The organism is Pseudoalteromonas sp. P1-9, assembly GCF_001399975.1.
Lineage (GTDB): Bacteria > Pseudomonadota > Gammaproteobacteria > Enterobacterales > Alteromonadaceae > Pseudoalteromonas.
In genome coordinates this window covers 1-17,188 of the sequence record NZ_LKBD01000025.1, presented here as the reverse complement: position 1 = coordinate 17,188, position 17,188 = coordinate 1, and the positions used below count along the sequence as shown (strand labels likewise).

The following is a 17,188-nucleotide window of genomic DNA, read 5'->3' as shown; positions in this document are numbered from 1 at the left end:
ATTTTTTGCGTGATTGTAATGTGCTTACAGATGAAATTAAAGTTTCGCGAGCTCTTTTTGCATCAGACGATATTCTTTTAATCGCGCTTTTAAGCGTTTCTGCTTAATTTCATCTTCCGTATCTACATGATTTAATGCTTTTTGTACCTCGTTAGAAGCTTGTGCATAGGCGCCGTAATCAGTGTAAATACTGGCTTTTAACTCATGGTAAGACGCTTTGTCATCTTGCTCTTTGTAAGTTTGCGCAAGTAATTCTTTACCTAATACATGCTCTGGTTTTTCGAGTAAAAAGTATTTGAGTAATTGGTGCGCTAAATCGAGTTTGCCTGCTGTGATAGCTGCATTAGCATAATTGAGCGTGACCACCTGATTATTAGGTTGGCGTTGGTACTCTTTTTTTAGCATGGCCAGTGCTTCGTCGTATTTTTTCTGGCCGAGTAATAAATCGGTTTTTGAATCAAGAATAAACAAACTGCCGGGTACTTTTTTCTCTAAATTAGTGAGAAGGTCGTTTGCTTCATCATATTTCTTTTGGTCAATCAGCGTTAAGGCAAGGCCGTACTCTGCTGCTGCGGTAAGTGCAAAACGATTAATGCGTAAATGTTTACGAAATTCTTGTTCTGCTTTCGCGCTTTCTTGGCCATAGCGGGCAATTACACGTGCTTTTGCTAACGAGAAATCTAATGACGAATCGATAAAGCGTTCAGGGTATTGCAGTGCGCGCATACGCACATCTGAAACACGCGAATCGGGTAATGGGTGAGTCAATAAAAATGCCGGTGGTTTTGGCATATGGCGCATTTGATCAGCAAGTTTTGCTAAAAACTCGCTTGATTCTCTTGGATCAAACCCTGCGCTATTAAGTGTTTGCATGCCAACGCGGTCTGCTTCTTGCTCTGCGCCTCGGCTGTGCGTTAACTGACTTAGTTGCGCTTGTGTTTGGCTTGCAGCCAAAATAGCCATACCGGCGTCGGGGGCAATCATGGTTGTTAAAATGCCGGCTATCATCCCTGCAATGGTTAGTCCTTGATTGTCTTTTGCTTGTTGTAAACGTCGTGCTAAGTGACGTTGTGTTACGTGAGCGATTTCGTGTCCAAGTACTGACGCCAGTTGGCTTTCGTTATCGGCATTCATAATTAAGCCTGTGTGCACGCCAACATGACCACCGTAGAAGGCGAACGCATTTATATCTTTGCTATTAATCCAGAAAAACTCAAATGGGAAGCGAATGTCATCAGCATGGGCAACAAGACGATTACCAATATTGGTAAGGTATTCATCTAGTGCAGGATCTTGCATTACACGCGAGGTGCCACGCACTTGCATCATCATAACATCGCCGATGGCGCGTTCTTTTTCGATTGATAATACTTGTACTGCTGAGGTGCCGAGATCGGGTAACTTAAAATTGCTTTGTGCCACAACAGGAAGCGAAAGTGCGAAACAAAAGCACGTTAGCTTTTTTAAAAGGCTGGGTTTTGGCATGTTATTCCTTTTTTTGTAGCATTTCATTTGCCATTAAATGAGCGAGAGCAAGTTCGTCCTGACAAGCGTCGGCTGAGCGTTCTGCTTTTTGGTAGTATTCTTTAATTGACACTCCCGATACTTTTATAATGTTTAGTTCGCTCTTTAAAAATTCAATGGTTTTATGCACTATTTTATGTGAATGCAGAATTAACGCTTTGTCTGCTTCATCACCGCGCTGAAAATAAAACTGGATGTACTTATGCAGTTGATTAATTCGTAGCACATTGCGCATTGCATGGGGATCCCATACTTTAAATTCCATCAATTTATTTTCTTTTACGTACTGGTCGATTTCTTTGTCTTTGGCATAAGGAAAGGCAAAAAGTTCAAAGCCACGTTCAGTGAATACTTGGTAGAGGGCAAGTCTTGGTGGGTTATCGCATTTAATTTCACCGTTTTCGAGTTCTTCGCCACCAAGGAGTGCTAAGTTCCAGTTGCGTTTATCGGTAATACGCTTAATCGCGTTATCAAAGCCATGACTAAATACACCTTCAGCTTCACCAACAGAAGCAGCCACCAAATGATAAAAAGGTGGGAGTTCACCCCAATTTAACTGTTTTTTAAACCAGTTAATGTCTTTTAACGTGGGGTTTTTCGGTAGTTCGTTTTTTTTATTTTGTTTTGTCATAAACAGAAAGCTAATATGATCAAATTCGGCTTGTATACTGTGAATTTAGCATAATCATCAAAAACATGCTTGCGCTTTGTAAATTACTGAGCGGTAACTGCTTTATCAAGCTGTTTCACGGTGCGTTTTGTGGTAACGTTTGTTGCGAAAGAGACTTGTTTTTTATTCTGTATGAAAGATTTAACAGGGCTTAAATGTCCTCAATTATTTGTTCAATTTAAATATCTATTAAAACAAAACAATACGGCCAATTATGTGGTGTTTAAGTTTGCTCAAGATGCACAGCTCAACGATGTATTTCGCTATCTTGACAATCAACAGCGAACCTATACATGGCAATCTAATGTATTAACTGTAACTAACCCCATTGAGGAAGCGAATTAGTGTTACATATTTTTAAACAGTGGTACTCGCGTAAGTTTTCAGATCCAAATTCAATTACATTATTAATGCTGACGTTGGGTTTAGCTGCGGCATTTTATTTTTTTGGCACGTATATTATTCCGGTTATGGTGGCATTAGTTATCGCGTATCTATTGGATTGGCCGGTGCAAAAACTAATGCATACGGGCGTGTCTCGCGTTATTTCTAGCACTTTGGTGATGTTGATATTCAGTGGTGTAGTTGTATCTATTGTGGTTGGTATCATACCAGTGTTATGGCATCAATTATCAAATTTTGTGCAAGATTTACCTTCCATGTTAGAGCAGGGAAAAGGGTACTTAATGACGCTTCCGAGTAGTTATCCTGAATTGGTTAACCCTGAGCAAGTTAAATCGATATTATCGTCTGTGGAAGGGCACGCGGTTACGATTGGTCAAACGGTATTATCTACATCTCTTAATTCATTGAAAGATGTGGTGGCTTGGTTAGTTTATTTGATTCTTGTGCCTCTTTTAGTGTTTTTTATGCTGAAAGATAAACATTTGCTACTTGCGGGTTTTGAAAAGTTTATTCCAAAAGAGAGAAAACTAATAAGTCAGGTTTGGCAGGAAATGAACCAGCAAATTATGAACTATATACGTGGCAAAATTTTTGAAATTTTAATTGTTGGTTCAACCACGTTTATTACGTTTACAATATTAGATTTGCGCTATGCGGCGTTACTTGGCACGTTAGTTGGTTTCTCGGTGCTTATTCCGTTTGTTGGTGCGGCGCTGGTAACAATCCCCGTAGCGCTTGTGGCGTTATTTCAATTTGGCGTGGGCAGTGAGTTTTGGTATGTGATCATTGCTTATGGTGTTATTCAGGCGTTAGATGGAAATTTATTGGTGCCATTGCTGTTTTCAGAAGCGGTAGACTTACACCCGGTTTACATCATTGTTGCGGTATTGTTTTTTGGCGGCTTGTGGGGTTTTTGGGGCGTTTTCTTTGCAATTCCGTTAGCGTCGCTCGTGAGGGCGTTATTAAATGCGTGGTCAATGTCGAATCAACACGAGACAGCAGAAGCTTAAAGGCAAAAAAATAGCGCAGATTACTGCGCTATTTTTTTATGTGTTTTGCAATTTATACTTTAGGCTGTGCGTCAATTGATTGGCCATTTACCCCAATTGAATCATCCGACATTAAGTATAGGTATGTTGGCATTAAATCGGCTGGTGTTTTTAACTTGTCTTTATCTTCACCAGGAAACGCAATTGCACGCATTGCTGTGCGTGTTGCACCTGGGTTGATACAGTTGATACGAATATTCGTTTTGCCAACTTCTTTAGACCAAGTTTGCATCATGCCTTCTGTGGCAAACTTCGAAATTGCGTAAGCACCCCAGAACTCTCTTCCTTCGCGGCCAACACCACTTGATGTAAATATTATTGATGCGTTATCGGATTTTCTTAACAGTGGGAAAAGTGACCTAGTTAACACAGCTTGTGCGGTAACGTTCACTTTCATAATGTTTTCGAATGTTGATACGCAGAAATGCTCCAGTGGGCCTAATGAACCAATGATAGAAGCATTGTTTAATAATCCGTCAAGGCGACCAAATTCATTTTCAATTGTGGCTGCTAAGTCACGATAGTGTTGTTTTGTTGCGCCTTTCATGTCGAGCGGAACAATTGCAGGTTGAGGTGCGCCTAATGCGATAATTTCATCGTATACGGCTTCAAGTTTTGCAACTGTTTTACCTAATAAAATTACCGTTGCGCCGTGTTTTGCAAATTCAATTGCGGCAACTTTACCGATGCCATCACCGGCACCCGTTACGAGAATGACTTTGTTGTTAAGCGCGTCATTACTTGCTTGATAATCATGCATATTAGTTTAGGTGTTCAAAATTTTTCGCCATCATACCATAGTCAAGTAAAATAGTTTTGTGATTTATTTAAATTTAGGTGGAGAAATTGCTTTGTTTAAGTTAACTTTAACTGGTCTAATGTCTTAATAATAACCACCGACAAATTAATTTTTGATGTTTAATATCAAATACACACAATAAAAAAGATCGGGTTTGGAGCAATAAAATGAAAAAAGTGCTACTCACATTGGCGATTACTACAGCGTTATACGGCTGTGGTGAGAGCTTAGAAGATGTTAAAAATGAGTCAGAAGTAATCGCGCCTGCAAGGACTGCAGCTACTGTCGCATTTGATCCGTCAAACGGCGTCGTGTCAGTGCCAAATGATCTACTGTTTTTAGGAACAACTGACGGCACATTAAATATGCCAGGCGAAGCCGCCGAAGAAATTAATTATGCTGACCCACAAACGGCTTTAGGCGCCCTTGATGGTTGGTCAACGCAATCACCTTATCAAATTGCATTAGATGTACCTGCAGGTTTAGTGCTGGATACTAGCACTGTTAATGGTGATTCAGTGCGTTTGTTTGAAGTTGTAATGGGCGCAAGCATTACTGACACAGAATGTGCGCAAGTACAAGCGGGTTTAGCATGTAAGTACGTTAAAGAGCTAACATTTGGTGTTGATTTTGTTGCACAAGCTAGCGGCAACAATATCGCGATTGTTCCGCTTAAACCATTTAATCAAGGCTCTGCATATATTAACGTTGTGACAAAAGCACTACGTGATACGAGCGGTGAGTCATTTGAACCTTCAGAAACTTACGGTTTAGTTAAACTCGACATTGAATCATTACCACTGGTAACTGATGAACAAAAAGCGCTACAAGGCGTAATTAATAGCTATGAAAATATCGTTACTCAATCAGGTTCTTTGACCAAAGACGATATTATCTATACTGGCGCAATGAGCATTCAATCAGCTGGCTCGGTAATGAGTATGGTTAAAAATATGTATGCAATGAGTGCCGCTACAAAACAAAACATGCCACAACTTATGATGGGGCCATCTACTGGTATGACTGTAGGTGACGTATTGTTCCGCTCTCAAGGCGCGCAGCCGCCTTCGCCAGTTTTTGATCAAATCAAGTATGAGCGTGGTTCGGTTGTATTACCACACTACTTAAGAAAACCGCAGGGCACAGATGATTCTGCGTTAAACGACACATACTGGAAAGCGTTATGTGATGGCGCGGCAACGCTTGCTGGTTTCGTAGCAAATGGAGGCTATATTCCGGAACAACCTGCAGAAGGTAAAGACACAATTTGCTTTAACGCATCGAATGGGTTACTGCGTGATCTAGGTTTAGATGAGCAGCGTCACTTAACTAAATATAACCCGCTACCGTATCCTCAAAGCTATGCTAATGTACCAGTTCAAGTTACAACGCCAGCAGAAGACTTAACGGTCATTAATGCAGTACGTGCACAGCTTGGCATGCCAGCACTAGCTATGCCTGCAACAGGTTGGCCGGTTGTTATGTTACAACACGGTATTACTAGTACAAAAGAAAGTATGTTAGCGATTACAGCAGCGCTTACATTACAAGGTTTTGTAACGGTTGCAATTGACCACCCATTACACGGTGAGCGTGGTATCGACGCTAATGATGACGGCACAGTTGATTTTCTTGCTTCGGGTGATGACGGTAATGTACTTCATTATATGAATTTGTCGTCAAGCTTAGTGGCGCGTGATAATTTACGTCAATCAATGGCTGACTTACTCGGTTTACGCTTATCACTAGCGGCGACAAACCTTCAAGGCATCAATCCGACAGACGTAAGCTTTGTTGGTCACTCTCTTGGTGCTGTGGTTGCACCAGGTTTCTTAGCTGCTGCAAATGAGTCAGTTGCTCCTTTAGTAGGCCCAGAAACAGCAGCTCTAATCGACCCACTATTCAAGGTAAACACAGCAGCACTTGCAAGTGGTAGCGGTGGTTTAGCTGGCTTTTTACTTGAATCGAACGCGTTTGGTAACGTAATTAAAGGTTCCGTATTGGCAGGAGCGGGCACAGCTGAATCAGCTGAATTTATTGCATTTATGAGTTCTGATGAGGGTAAGGCCGCATGTGCTGACTATGCGGGCTCACAAAGTGAATTTGCTGGTTGTGCATTTGTTGCGTATACAACTATGCTTGCCCAGGCTGAAGAAACAGAAAAATTAGCGAATATTTCAGGTACGATTAGTCAATTCGCTTTCGCAATTCAAACCGCAGTTGATGCAGCTGACTCTAATTCTTTAGCAAGTAAAGTTGTTTCTCAGGGTACAGCTATCTATCAAAACGTCGTAATTGGTGACGGGGCGGGTAACCCAGCAGATACGGTTATTCCACCATATTCAACAATTAACCCTGTATCAGGCACTGTGCCATCAGGCATGCTAATGGGTCTTACGCCAGTAGCGACGTCACAAATGACTGAGACGCCTAATAGTTACTTAGTTAAGTTTACCAAAGGCCACCATGGCTCAGTACTAACGCCTGCGCCTGCATATGGTGTTACGGCAGCGGATGCTGCAGCTGCTAATGCTGAAATGCAAAGCCAGATTGCCTCGTTCTTAGCGAGCAGAGGCTTAATGCTACAAGTTACAAATACCACTGTTGTAACTGAATAATATTAAACACAATATCAAGCCGCGCTCATTAGTGCGGCTTTTTTTTTGCCTCGATTTTAATTAGAGTACGCAAAACATTAATTACGGAGTTAAAGTTTGGAATTTTTATACGAATACGGATTATTTCTCGCAAAAACAGTCACATTTGTAGTAGCGTTTGCCATTATTGTTGTATTGATTGTGGGGGCTTCAAGTAAACCTAAAGCAAGTAAAGGTGAATTAGCGATTGAAAGCTTAAGCGAAAAGTTAGATCAACAAAAGAAAGCGCTATTAAGCGTAACGCTTGATAAAAATGCCTTTAAAGATTTTGAGAAGAGCGAAAAAAAAGCATCTAAAGAGACTGCAAGCGAAAACCTAAACAAAGTGTTTGTACTGACTTTTAAGGGCGGCGTTGATGCGAAGGAAGTCGAGTCATTGCGAAATGAAGTGACGGCGATTATTCAGGTCGCAAAGCCAAGTGATAAAGTCGTCCTTAAGCTTGAAAGCGGTGGTGGCGTAGTGCATGGTTATGGGCTTGCGGCATCGCAATTAGCACGCCTTAAACAGGCAAACCTTGAACTTATTGTAAGTGTAGACAAAATTGCAGCAAGTGGTGGTTATATGATGGCCTGCGTATCAGATAAATTTGTGTGTGCCCCGTTTGCTATGGTTGGCAGCATAGGTGTCATTGCGCAGTTACCAAATTTCAATAAATTTCTAAAGAAAAATCACGTAGAGTTCGAGCAAATTACCGCCGGTGAATTTAAACGTACGCTAACAATGTTCGGTGAAAATAATGACATTGGCCGTGAAAAATTTAAGCAAGAACTAGAGCAAATTCATGAATTGTTTCGCGAACATGTTCAATCTGCTAGGCCAAACCTAAATGTAGAAAAAGTGGCGACAGGTGAAACTTGGTTTGGTACAGATGCACACAAGTTAGGATTAGTTGATGAGATCCAGACAAGTGACGATTTATTGCTAGCGTTAAATGAGCAATTCGAATTGCTTGAGATAACCTATAAAACCAAAAAAGGCTTATCAGATAAACTCGGGTTAGGCGTAACAGGAATTATTGACAATGTAATTGCTAAATTATTATCAAAAAGCAAAGAGCTATATCATTAATAATTAACCTGAGCTTGGGATACAAAAACTATCAAGCTAAAAAGTATGAAGCAACATAGCTCATATATTTCAAATGTTTAGTTAACTTCTTAATCTGGGTTCAGGTTAATTAAGCACTTGCAACAAAAAAGCCGCTAATTTTAGCGGCTTTTTAATATACGCTAACGCTTAGCGTATATTTTCAAACTCTTTACCGGCATTGCTATCGTTAAATACCGCATCATCAAATTCGCCTTCAGATTTGGCAACGATACACGTAACCATGCAATCTCCAGTTACGTTAACAGCGGTGCGAGTCATATCTAACAAGCGATCGACACCAATAATAATGGCGATACCTTCAACAGGTAAACCCACTTGATTAAGAACCATTGCAAGCATAATCAATCCAACACCTGGTACACCCGCAGTGCCAACAGAGGCAAGTGTTGCAGTTAAGATAACCATTAAGTAATCGGTAAAGCTTAAATCGACAGTAAACACCTGTGCGATAAATACCGTGGCAACACCTTGCATAATTGCGGTGCCGTCCATGTTAATGGTTGCACCTAAGGGTACAGTGAAAGAAGCAACTTTGTTATCGGCACCTAGCTTTTTAGTCGCTGTTTCTAGCGTTACAGGCATAGTTGCACTTGAACTTGACGTACTAAACGCAAAAATAGATAACTCTTTTACCTTGTTTAGGAATATTTGCGGGTTCAATCCTGTAAATGTTTTAAGCAGTACTGGGTAAACAATCAATGCATGAATAAATAGCGCAAGTAAAACGGTGCCGAAATAAAAGATAAGCTTGAGGATTAAGTCGCCTTCAATATAGCTAAATAACTTAGCCATTAAAAAGAACACACCGTATGGTGCAATATTCATTAAAATAGTAACTAGCTTTAAAATAATTGTATTTAAATCTTCAAACACTGCTGTTAAACGTTTTCCCGCGTCACCGCTAAGTGCCATTGCAATACCAAATAACAGTGCAAACACAATTACTTGTAGCATATTCCCGCTAGACATTGCGTTAATTGGATTGGTTGGAAACATGTTAATAATGACATCAACAAGTGTCGGGGCTTGTTTTGCATCAAACGTAGATGAGCTTGGCATATTAATGCCTTCACCCGGGTTGATTACAAGCGCTAGCGTCATTGCAATGGTAATCGCAATGGCAGTTGTAAGAAGGTACAAACCAATCGATTTACCACCTAAGCGGCCTAATTTTTTAGGGTCACTTAAGCTACACGTACCACAAACAAGCGAGATAAATACTAAAGGTACGACTAACATCTTTAAACTATTAACGAATATTTGACCGCCAATATGAAAAATACCGTCAACAAAAAATCCTTTAAACGAAAACGTAAACTCACCCGCGGTTAGCGTGAAATCACCTGATTCGCCCATTAGCGCTTTGAACAAAAAGCCGGTGATAATACCTAAAACCATACCGATGAGGATCTTGCCTGTTAACCCCAAACCTTTAGGTTGTGAAATAGTGGATGTCATAATTTAGTATGTATATTTATTGTGATTTTCTGCATAGCCTACCAGTGAACATAAAAATTTAAAGGAAATACGGTAAGTTTTTTTAAAAATGCTATGATTTTTGTTGGATTATTAGTTTAATATAGACTGAATAACTCTAATTATAATTTTAATGCAAGGGAGAAGTTATGCCTTCAATCCGATTACTATACGCTTTACTTTTTAGCATTGTGCTAACAGGTTGCGGTGGTGGTGGTAGTTTAAAATCACCTGATGATGGTGACAACCCTGGTAGCGGCACTGATGGCGTTATCACATTAGATATTCTAGTTTCTGATGAAAATGGTAACCCACTAACTGAATCTAACCCAATAACTAAGGCTAATCAGGGTATCGTCACTGTTACTGTCAAAAACGATGGCGTTGCTGTTACTGAAGGCATTGTCGCTTTTACTACCGAATATACAGGAAATGTATTATCTGATACTGGCACCCAAAGATTAGATGCTGATGGAGTTGCAACAATTCGACTTAGTGCTGGTGAATTTAAAGGTGCAGGAGCCGTTACTGCAACTTTGGGCGGCTCTGACGTCAGCAGTGTTGGATACTTTTTTTCATCAGGCGATGACGCATCAGTCGAAACAGCAGATACGACTATCGACGTTAAGCTTCTAACCGGGTGTAACGATGGTTGGGAAAGTGATAGAGACTTAGTTAAGCTTAACCCATTAGATCCAAGTACAGGCTGTACCGTTTTATCACGTGATATTTCATCAAATCAAATCGGGACCGTTTTCGTTGAAGTATTAAACGCGAATTCGGGGGAGGGGTTTGAAGGAATTCTAATTAATGCAGAGAGCACTGTTGGTAAATTACTACCGGAGTCGGGCTCGCAGGTTACGGATAATTTCGGCATTGCTTTACTTACATTTGAACCTGGCACTAAAAATGAAGCGGGTGAAATTACTGTTTCTGCTCGTGACGTGTCTAAAACAAAAGCAGTTAGTGTAGGTGTAGCTGAGTTCTCGCTGGCAATTAATAATGGTTTGAATCTTAAATCTGATAATTCAGGTGATTATGTGCCACTTGCGGCTGGCGCGACTACTGTTATTACAGTAGATATAATTGATACTGATGGCTCACCATTAAATGTGCCGCTTGATGTAGAGTTTAGCTCGGCGTGTAGCCAAAATGATGGTGCTAAAATAGATACGCTAGCCACGAGTATTGGCGGTAAGGCGTCTGCCACTTATCGTTCACTAGGCTGTAAGGGTAACGATAGCGACATCATCACCGCATTTGTAAACGGTAAGTCAATCAGTACAACGTTGCCATTATCGGCTGCAGAGGTAGCTTCTATTGAGTTTGTTGATTCAAGTCAAACGGTAATCGCACTTAAAGGTACAGGTGGTAAAGACCGCACAGAATCGAGTAATGTTTCATTTAGACTGAAAAACGAACTAAATGAGCCTGTGGCAAATAGCCGTCTAGATTTTAAGTTAAATTCGTATAACGGTGGCGTATCACTTAACCGTACATCAATCAATACTGATAGTGATGGTATTTCGCAAGTAACAATTACTTCGGGTAAAGTACCGATGAGTGTGCGCGTATATGCGTGTTTTATCCCTGATAATCAAATTCCAGATTCTTATCCAACTGACGACGTTACATGCTGGAAAGAGCATTATGATGCTTGCCAAGCAGATTCAAGTGCAGAAGGTTGCCCAACTGGTGACCTGTCTTTGGTTGAATTAGATGCGCAAATTATGACGGTATCTGATTTGTTAACAATCACGTCAGGTTTACCTGATAATGATAGCTTTAGTTTAGCTGCTGAAACCTTTTCAGTTGAAGCGTTATCATCTGACGGTGAAACTAGTGACCTAACAGTCTATATGGCTGACCACTTTGGTAACTTTGTGCCAGACGGTACCGCAGTGTATTTACGTGCCGAAGGTGGTGCGGTAGGTTTAATTGATGGCGAGCAATTTACAGATCTACTTCGTTGCGAAACGGTAGATGGACAGTGTACCGTTCAGTGGAAAAGTCAAAACCCACGACCATTTACTGAAAGTAAGTGGGGCAATACCATAAATGGAATTAATCCTAACACTAACAGTGTTAACTGTGACCCGTTTTTTGGCGAACCGGCACCGTGTTTGAACGGTATTGTTAATGCTAACAATAATGCTGACGGCGTACCGCTTGGTGCACGAGCAACTATTTTGGCCACCACTGCTGGAGAAGAAAATTACATTGATCGAAATGCAAACGGCATGTTCGACTCTGGAGAATTTTATAGTTCTTACGATCTAGCTGAAGCATTTGTTGACCATAACGAAAACGGCCAATTTGACGGTAATGTAGATTGCAGTACGGGTGAAAACTGTGTACCAGACAACACCAATGGCGGTGAGTTTGAGGAATTTGTAGACCTAAATGGTGATGGTGAATACACCGCAGCCAATGGTAAATTTAACGGTTTAGTGTGTTCTGAACAGGCTGAAGCAAATGGTGATTGCAGTAAAAGCTTAATTGATTTACGCCGTAATATTGAAATTGTGATGTCAGGAAGCACTGCATATGGACGCTATGTTATTAGCAAATCTCATCCTATTCCTAGTTTTCACGGTACCAATGGCACGATTCCAGCAGATTGCTCTGATATAGTTGTAGTTCCTCCAAGTGATCGCTCGTGGGTGTTCGAAGATGGAAGTAATAACTCAATCACACTTCTCGAGTTAGAACAATCTGAAAATCAGGATTATTGTGATATTAAACTTGCAGATATTTCACGTATTCGCATACACGAAGACGACGATAACAATAGCAGCACTCCAGCGAATTGTGATGGACCTGATGCGGTATATGAAAATGGGGAGTGTACATCCGACCCAGATCAAGCAATCGATGTTGGTTTATCTCGCGTAAGCTTCCAATTCTATTTTAGTGATATTTATAACAACCCAATGCCTGCAGGTACAGCGGTTGAATATGGTTCGACAAATGGAGACACAGACGCTGATAACTATGTGTTGGCAAATTCAACCAAGACAACAGCATCACGTCGTGGTCATACCGTAAGTCGTGAAGGTACACCAAATAAGAGAACCTCAGGTGAGTTTTTCTATAAATTTTTAACGCCAAAAGGTAACTCTTCAAAGGTACCTTTGACGATAATTGATGAAGGTTAACCTTTGAGATTTAAAAAGCGCCACTAAGGCGCTTTTTTTATACGCTAAATCTATTTTCCTTCAGAAATCTATCAGTTCAATCTAGTCAAATTTTAATCAAGCCGTGTGTTTTTAACGCTAACACATATAAAAATAGCGAGTTTTTGAAAAATATGCTTGTCAGGCTGCCACTTTGTCGATATACCTTTAATAATAGCGCCCTAAATGGGTTAACAAATTAAATCGCACTGCGTAAGTAAAAATAGGCAAATATGGGTAAGTCGTTAGTTATTGTTGAGTCACCAGCCAAGGCGAAAACAATCAATAAATATTTGGGCAAGGATTTCGTCGTAAAATCCAGTGTTGGCCACATTCGTGATCTGCCAACATCTGGTAAAGCGAACAAAGCCGCTACTAAATCGCCAGCTGAAGTACGCAAAATGTCACCAGAAGAAAAGGCTAAATATCGCAAAGAAAAAGATTATGCGAATTTAGTTGCGCGTATGGGTATTGACCCTAATAAAGGCTGGCAACCACATTATGAAGTGCTTCCTGGTAAAGAAAAGGTTGTTGCTGAATTACAAAAACTCGCAAAAGACGCTGACTACGTTTATCTCGCAACCGATTTGGATAGAGAAGGGGAAGCAATTGCTTGGCACCTTGAGCAGGTAATTGGTGGCGATGAGTCAAAGTATAAACGCGTTGTATTTAATGAAATCACTAAAAACGCAATTCAGAATGCTTTTGCTGAACCTGGCCAATTAAATACCGACATGGTTAACGCGCAGCAAGCGCGTCGTTTTCTCGACCGTGTTGTTGGCTTTATGGTGTCACCGTTACTTTGGGCGAAAGTAGCACGCGGTTTGTCAGCGGGTCGAGTACAATCGGTCGCAGTGCGTTTATTAGTTGAACGTGAACGTGAAATTAAAGCGTTCATTCCGGAAGAATTTTGGGATATTCACGCAGAGCTGAAATCTCATGAAGATCAAATTCGTTTTGCAGTAGCAAAATATTTAGGCAAAGCGTTTGAACCAAAGAACAAATCAGATGCAGATGAAGCCGTTGCTAAATTAAAAGCAGCAGAATACAAGGTTGCAGCAACCGAACAAAAACCAAGCAAAAGCAAACCGTCAGCGCCATTTATTACCTCAACAATGCAGCAGGCGGCGAGTACGCGCTTAGGTTACGGCGTTAAAAAGACCATGATGCTCGCTCAGAGGCTCTATGAGGCTGGTTTTATTACGTATATGCGTACTGACTCAACAAATCTATCAAATGATGCTGTAGAGGCTTGTAGAAGCTATATCGAAAATGAGTTTGGTGATAAATATTTACCTGCATCGCCAATTCGTTATTCGTCAAAAGATGGTGCGCAAGAGGCGCACGAAGCAATTCGTCCATCTAATGTTGCTATTTTGTCGGGCCATTTAGACGGCGTAGAGGCTGATGCCAAAAAACTGTACGAGCTGATTTGGCGTCAGTTTGTGGCATGCCAAATGACACCAGCGGAGTATGACTTAACAACAATTACCCTTGCGGCTAATGACTATGAATTAAAAGCCAAGGGTCGAGTACTGAAGTTTGATGGTTGGACGCGTGTTCAGCCGTCAGTTAAAAAGAAAAACCAAGAAGAACAAGCATTGCCTGAGGTTAAAACGGGTGATGTATTAAAGCTTGTTGAACTTGATCCTAAGCAACACTTTACCAAGCCTCCAGCACGTTTTAGTGAAGCCAGCTTGGTACGTGAACTTGAAAAACGTGGAATTGGGCGTCCATCTACGTATGCATCAATTATCTCTACGATTCAAGATCGTGGTTACGTGCGCGTAGAGAACCGTCGCTTCTTTGCAGAAAAAATGGGTGAAATTGTTAATGAACGCTTAGTTGAAAGCTTTAGCGATTTAATGAATTTCGATTTCACCGCAAAAATGGAAGAGCGTTTAGATGATATCGCAGAAGGCGAGCGCGAGTGGACACACGTGCTTGATAAGTTCTACCAAGAGTTTTCAGCGAACTTAGATAAAGCCAGTTCTGATGAAAATGAAGGCGGCATGCGCACCAACCAAGTGGTTGAAATCGACTTGTCGTGTCCTACGTGTAGTCGCAATATGGGTATTCGCACCGCCTCAACAGGTGTTTTTTTAGGGTGTACTGGTTACGCATTGCCACCTAAAGAACGTTGTACGCAAACGATGAATTTGGTACCAGGTGAAGAAGCGGTCGCCGCAGATGTGGAAGACGAAGAAACAGAAGTGCTTCGTCAGATGAAACGCTGCCCTAAATGCGAAACAGCAATGGATTCTTACCTAATTGACGAAACGCGAAAATTGCATGTGTGTGGTAATAACCCAGACTGTGATGGCTATTTAATTGAAAGTGGTAGCTTTAAAATTAAAGGATACGACGGCCCTGTTATCGAATGCGACAAGTGTCAGTCTGAAATGCAATTAAAGTCGGGTCGTTTTGGTAAATACTTTGGTTGTACTAACGAGGAATGTAAAAATACCCGTAAGTTGCTTAAAAATGGTGAAGCTGCGCCGCCGAAAGAAGATCCGGTACACTTACCTGAGTTACCGTGTGAAAAGTCGGAAGCGTACTTTGTGTTACGTGACGGCGCTTCAGGTATCTTTATGGCTGCGTCAACGTTCCCGAAATCACGTGAAACGCGAGCACCTAAAGTGTCTGAGTTAAAACGTTTTCGCGATCGTATATCACCTAAGTTTTATTACTTAGCAGACGCGCCAGAGAAAGATCCTGATGATAATGACGCAATTATCCGCTATAGCCGCAAAGCTAAATCACAATATGTAATGTCTGAAGTTGAGGGTAAAGCAACTGGTTGGACAGCACAATTTGTTGATGGCAAGTGGGTAGAAGAATCAAAGGCTAAAGCAAAGCCAAAGTCTAAAGCGAAAGCCAAAAAATAATTCGCTAATCAAAAAAACGCAGCCAACTGGCTGCGTTTTTTATGTCTAGTATTTTTAAAGCGCCTAGTTACATACTTGGCTTAACGCTACAGTTGTTTTGCATTCATTGATAGGCTGGCGCCAGTGCTGCACATCCGATTGTGCAGTACAGCCAGCATCTTCAATTAGTAAGGTATTGTTATCACAAAGCAGTAACGCCGCGTTGTTTCCGTCAATAATGACGTGAAGCTGGTATTTTTTAAACGGGGTTAATCGATTGGCATCATTATTAATTGCGTCTTGTAGCAACTGTCGGCCGTCAGTGTAATGTGTGTCGCTAAACTTCAATGTGCCGTCTAGTGCCGCTGCAATATCTTTTAGTTGTGATGCTAAGTCTGCCATTTCCTCGGCTTTATAATCATTCGGCTTGTTAGCACATGCTATGCAAAAGAGCATACCCATAATTAAAATAAGGTGTTTCATATTAGTGCTCCCATGCTGTTAACTTATTAGTTTCGTCTTTTCCAGTATCTAAATTCCAATTACAAATAACATCACAAGGCGTATCACTAAAAATACTATTGGCGATAATGGTTATGTAGTATTTGATATTTTCAATCGCTAAATCAAATACATCGTTGTAATGCATTTTGCCCTGAGGTGTTTCAAGTTGGGTAATGAAATCTAAATCGACTTCTTCAAACATTGGATAGGTTAGACCATGGTCAACACCCACGTGTCGTGCCCAAGGAAAAAGCCGGTGGCTCTCCTCAGCATTATTAACCACGAACTGAAACCCTGAATGCCACGCATCAAAATCAGGTGCTACATTTTTTGTATATTCAGGGTGAGTTTGTTCTAAACAAATACGCCAAATTTGCTTTATATCGTCATCCAATTCGTTATTTGCATTAGTGCACGAGCCAATATTAAGCTCGACTCGATCTGCGTAGCCAATTTCGCCAAGATTAAGCCGTTGCCAAATAAAGGCATCTTGATTCATTTCACATACCCTATGTGCTTTTTGATTTTGCTCGTACGGCCCCACCTTTAATTCAACGACAGGATGAATAGTAATGTCTGCGGCAACGTGAGCCATATAGCCACACAGCCAAGCAAATGATTTCTCTTGCGCGTGCCCCTCTAGGGTTTTGCAATAGGCAATAGCGGCTTTAATGACGTCTCCTGTGCGCTCGTAATGCATAAGTTCAGCCCACTTATTTTGTAGCTTTTTATCTATGATCATCTATCGAAGAGTCAGATTCTTTATCTGAGTACATGCCTTGACTGTTAGCATAGTCTTCCCATAGGTTTATCAAATATTTCGGCCCTCCCTCTCCAAGTACAGAACGAAGAGACCATCCGGTTTGATCTTCCCCTAAGCAACTAGACATCTTTTATTTTGAAAATGAAGTAAGATGGAAGGTGTTATGAGAAATAAATATCCACAAGAAT

Annotated in this window: 12 protein-coding genes; 6 read left to right on the top strand and 6 right to left on the bottom strand. The window is 40.9% G+C overall.

Annotated elements, in window-relative coordinates; genetic code table 11:
* Nucleotides 1-36 precede the first annotated feature (36 nt).
* Both AN214_RS14655 and AN214_RS14650 read right to left on the bottom strand, forming a co-directional pair.
* On the bottom strand, nucleotides 37-1,485 hold the full coding sequence (locus AN214_RS14655) for a M48 family metalloprotease (RefSeq protein ID WP_054980409.1): 1,449 nt from the start codon (nucleotides 1,483-1,485) through the stop codon (nucleotides 37-39).
* Nucleotide 1,486: 1 nt separating this feature from the next.
* Complete coding sequence (locus AN214_RS14650) at nucleotides 1,487-2,155, bottom strand: hypothetical protein (protein ID WP_054980408.1); 669 nt, start codon at nucleotides 2,153-2,155, stop codon at nucleotides 1,487-1,489.
* A 129-nt stretch (nucleotides 2,156-2,284) separates the two neighbouring features.
* Between AN214_RS14650 and AN214_RS14645 the strand changes: the two genes are divergently transcribed.
* On the top strand, nucleotides 2,285-2,539 hold the full coding sequence (locus AN214_RS14645; RefSeq protein ID WP_152960777.1) for a hypothetical protein: 255 nt from the start codon (nucleotides 2,285-2,287) through the stop codon (nucleotides 2,537-2,539).
* Nucleotides 2,539-3,609 (top strand): AI-2E family transporter, encoded by a 1,071-nt coding sequence (locus AN214_RS14640; protein WP_054980406.1) that lies wholly within the window; start codon nucleotides 2,539-2,541, stop codon nucleotides 3,607-3,609. The genes AN214_RS14645 and AN214_RS14640 overlap by 1 nt, the downstream gene beginning before the upstream one ends.
* A 52-nt stretch (nucleotides 3,610-3,661) precedes the next feature.
* On the opposite strand, the gene AN214_RS14635 is transcribed toward AN214_RS14640, so the two are convergent.
* Complete coding sequence (locus AN214_RS14635; protein ID WP_054980405.1) at nucleotides 3,662-4,408, bottom strand: YciK family oxidoreductase; 747 nt, start codon at nucleotides 4,406-4,408, stop codon at nucleotides 3,662-3,664.
* A gap of 206 nt (nucleotides 4,409-4,614) precedes the next feature.
* Between AN214_RS14635 and AN214_RS14630 the strand changes: the two genes are divergently transcribed.
* Together AN214_RS14630 and sohB are read left to right on the top strand one after the other, a co-directional pair.
* Nucleotides 4,615-7,065, top strand: a complete 2,451-nt coding sequence (locus tag AN214_RS14630) for a VolA/Pla-1 family phospholipase (protein WP_054980404.1) — start codon at nucleotides 4,615-4,617, stop codon at nucleotides 7,063-7,065.
* Nucleotides 7,066-7,161: 96 nt separating this feature from the next.
* Nucleotides 7,162-8,172: a protease SohB gene (gene sohB, locus AN214_RS14625; RefSeq protein WP_054980403.1), complete on the top strand. Its 1,011-nt coding sequence runs from the start codon at nucleotides 7,162-7,164 to the stop codon at nucleotides 8,170-8,172.
* A 168-nt stretch (nucleotides 8,173-8,340) separates the two neighbouring features.
* Here sohB and AN214_RS14620 read toward each other — a convergent pair whose 3' ends face one another.
* Nucleotides 8,341-9,672, bottom strand: a complete 1,332-nt coding sequence (locus tag AN214_RS14620) for a dicarboxylate/amino acid:cation symporter (RefSeq protein WP_408002965.1) — start codon at nucleotides 9,670-9,672, stop codon at nucleotides 8,341-8,343.
* 167 nt (nucleotides 9,673-9,839) lie between these two features.
* Between AN214_RS14620 and AN214_RS14615 the strand changes: the two genes are divergently transcribed.
* Both AN214_RS14615 and topA read left to right on the top strand, forming a co-directional pair.
* On the top strand, nucleotides 9,840-12,848 hold the full coding sequence (locus AN214_RS14615; protein ID WP_054980402.1) for a hypothetical protein: 3,009 nt from the start codon (nucleotides 9,840-9,842) through the stop codon (nucleotides 12,846-12,848).
* Between the two features lie 251 nt (nucleotides 12,849-13,099).
* Nucleotides 13,100-15,754 carry a type I DNA topoisomerase gene (gene topA, locus AN214_RS14610; protein WP_054980401.1) on the top strand — a complete coding sequence of 885 codons (2,655 nt, stop codon included), beginning with the start codon at nucleotides 13,100-13,102 and terminating at the stop codon, nucleotides 15,752-15,754.
* A gap of 63 nt (nucleotides 15,755-15,817) precedes the next feature.
* Here topA and AN214_RS14605 read toward each other — a convergent pair whose 3' ends face one another.
* Nucleotides 15,818-16,216, bottom strand: coding sequence for a hypothetical protein (locus AN214_RS14605; RefSeq protein WP_054980400.1), 399 nt, complete (start codon nucleotides 16,214-16,216; stop codon nucleotides 15,818-15,820).
* 1 nt (nucleotide 16,217) lies between these two features.
* Nucleotides 16,218-16,979: a zinc dependent phospholipase C family protein gene (locus AN214_RS14600; protein ID WP_268795506.1), complete on the bottom strand. Its 762-nt coding sequence runs from the start codon at nucleotides 16,977-16,979 to the stop codon at nucleotides 16,218-16,220.
* Nucleotides 16,980-17,188: the final 209 nt, after the last annotated feature.

Bases quoted from the DNA above. Each gene is read 5' to 3' on its own strand.
- AN214_RS14600 (WP_268795506.1), bottom strand. From the start codon at position 16,979: ATGATCATAGATAAAAAGCTACAAAATAAGTGGGCTGAACTTATGCAT.
- AN214_RS14615 (WP_054980402.1), top strand. From the start codon at position 9,840: ATGCCTTCAATCCGATTACTATACGCTTTACTTTTTAGCATTGTGCTA.
- AN214_RS14655 (WP_054980409.1), bottom strand. From the start codon at position 1,485: ATGCCAAAACCCAGCCTTTTAAAAAAGCTAACGTGCTTTTGTTTCGCA.
- AN214_RS14635 (WP_054980405.1), bottom strand. From the start codon at position 4,408: ATGCATGATTATCAAGCAAGTAATGACGCGCTTAACAACAAAGTCATT.
- AN214_RS14605 (WP_054980400.1), bottom strand. From the start codon at position 16,216: ATGAAACACCTTATTTTAATTATGGGTATGCTCTTTTGCATAGCATGT.
- topA (WP_054980401.1), top strand. From the start codon at position 13,100: ATGGGTAAGTCGTTAGTTATTGTTGAGTCACCAGCCAAGGCGAAAACA.
- AN214_RS14650 (WP_054980408.1), bottom strand. From the start codon at position 2,155: ATGACAAAACAAAATAAAAAAAACGAACTACCGAAAAACCCCACGTTA.
- AN214_RS14630 (WP_054980404.1), top strand. From the start codon at position 4,615: ATGAAAAAAGTGCTACTCACATTGGCGATTACTACAGCGTTATACGGC.
- AN214_RS14620 (WP_408002965.1), bottom strand. From the start codon at position 9,672: ATGACATCCACTATTTCACAACCTAAAGGTTTGGGGTTAACAGGCAAG.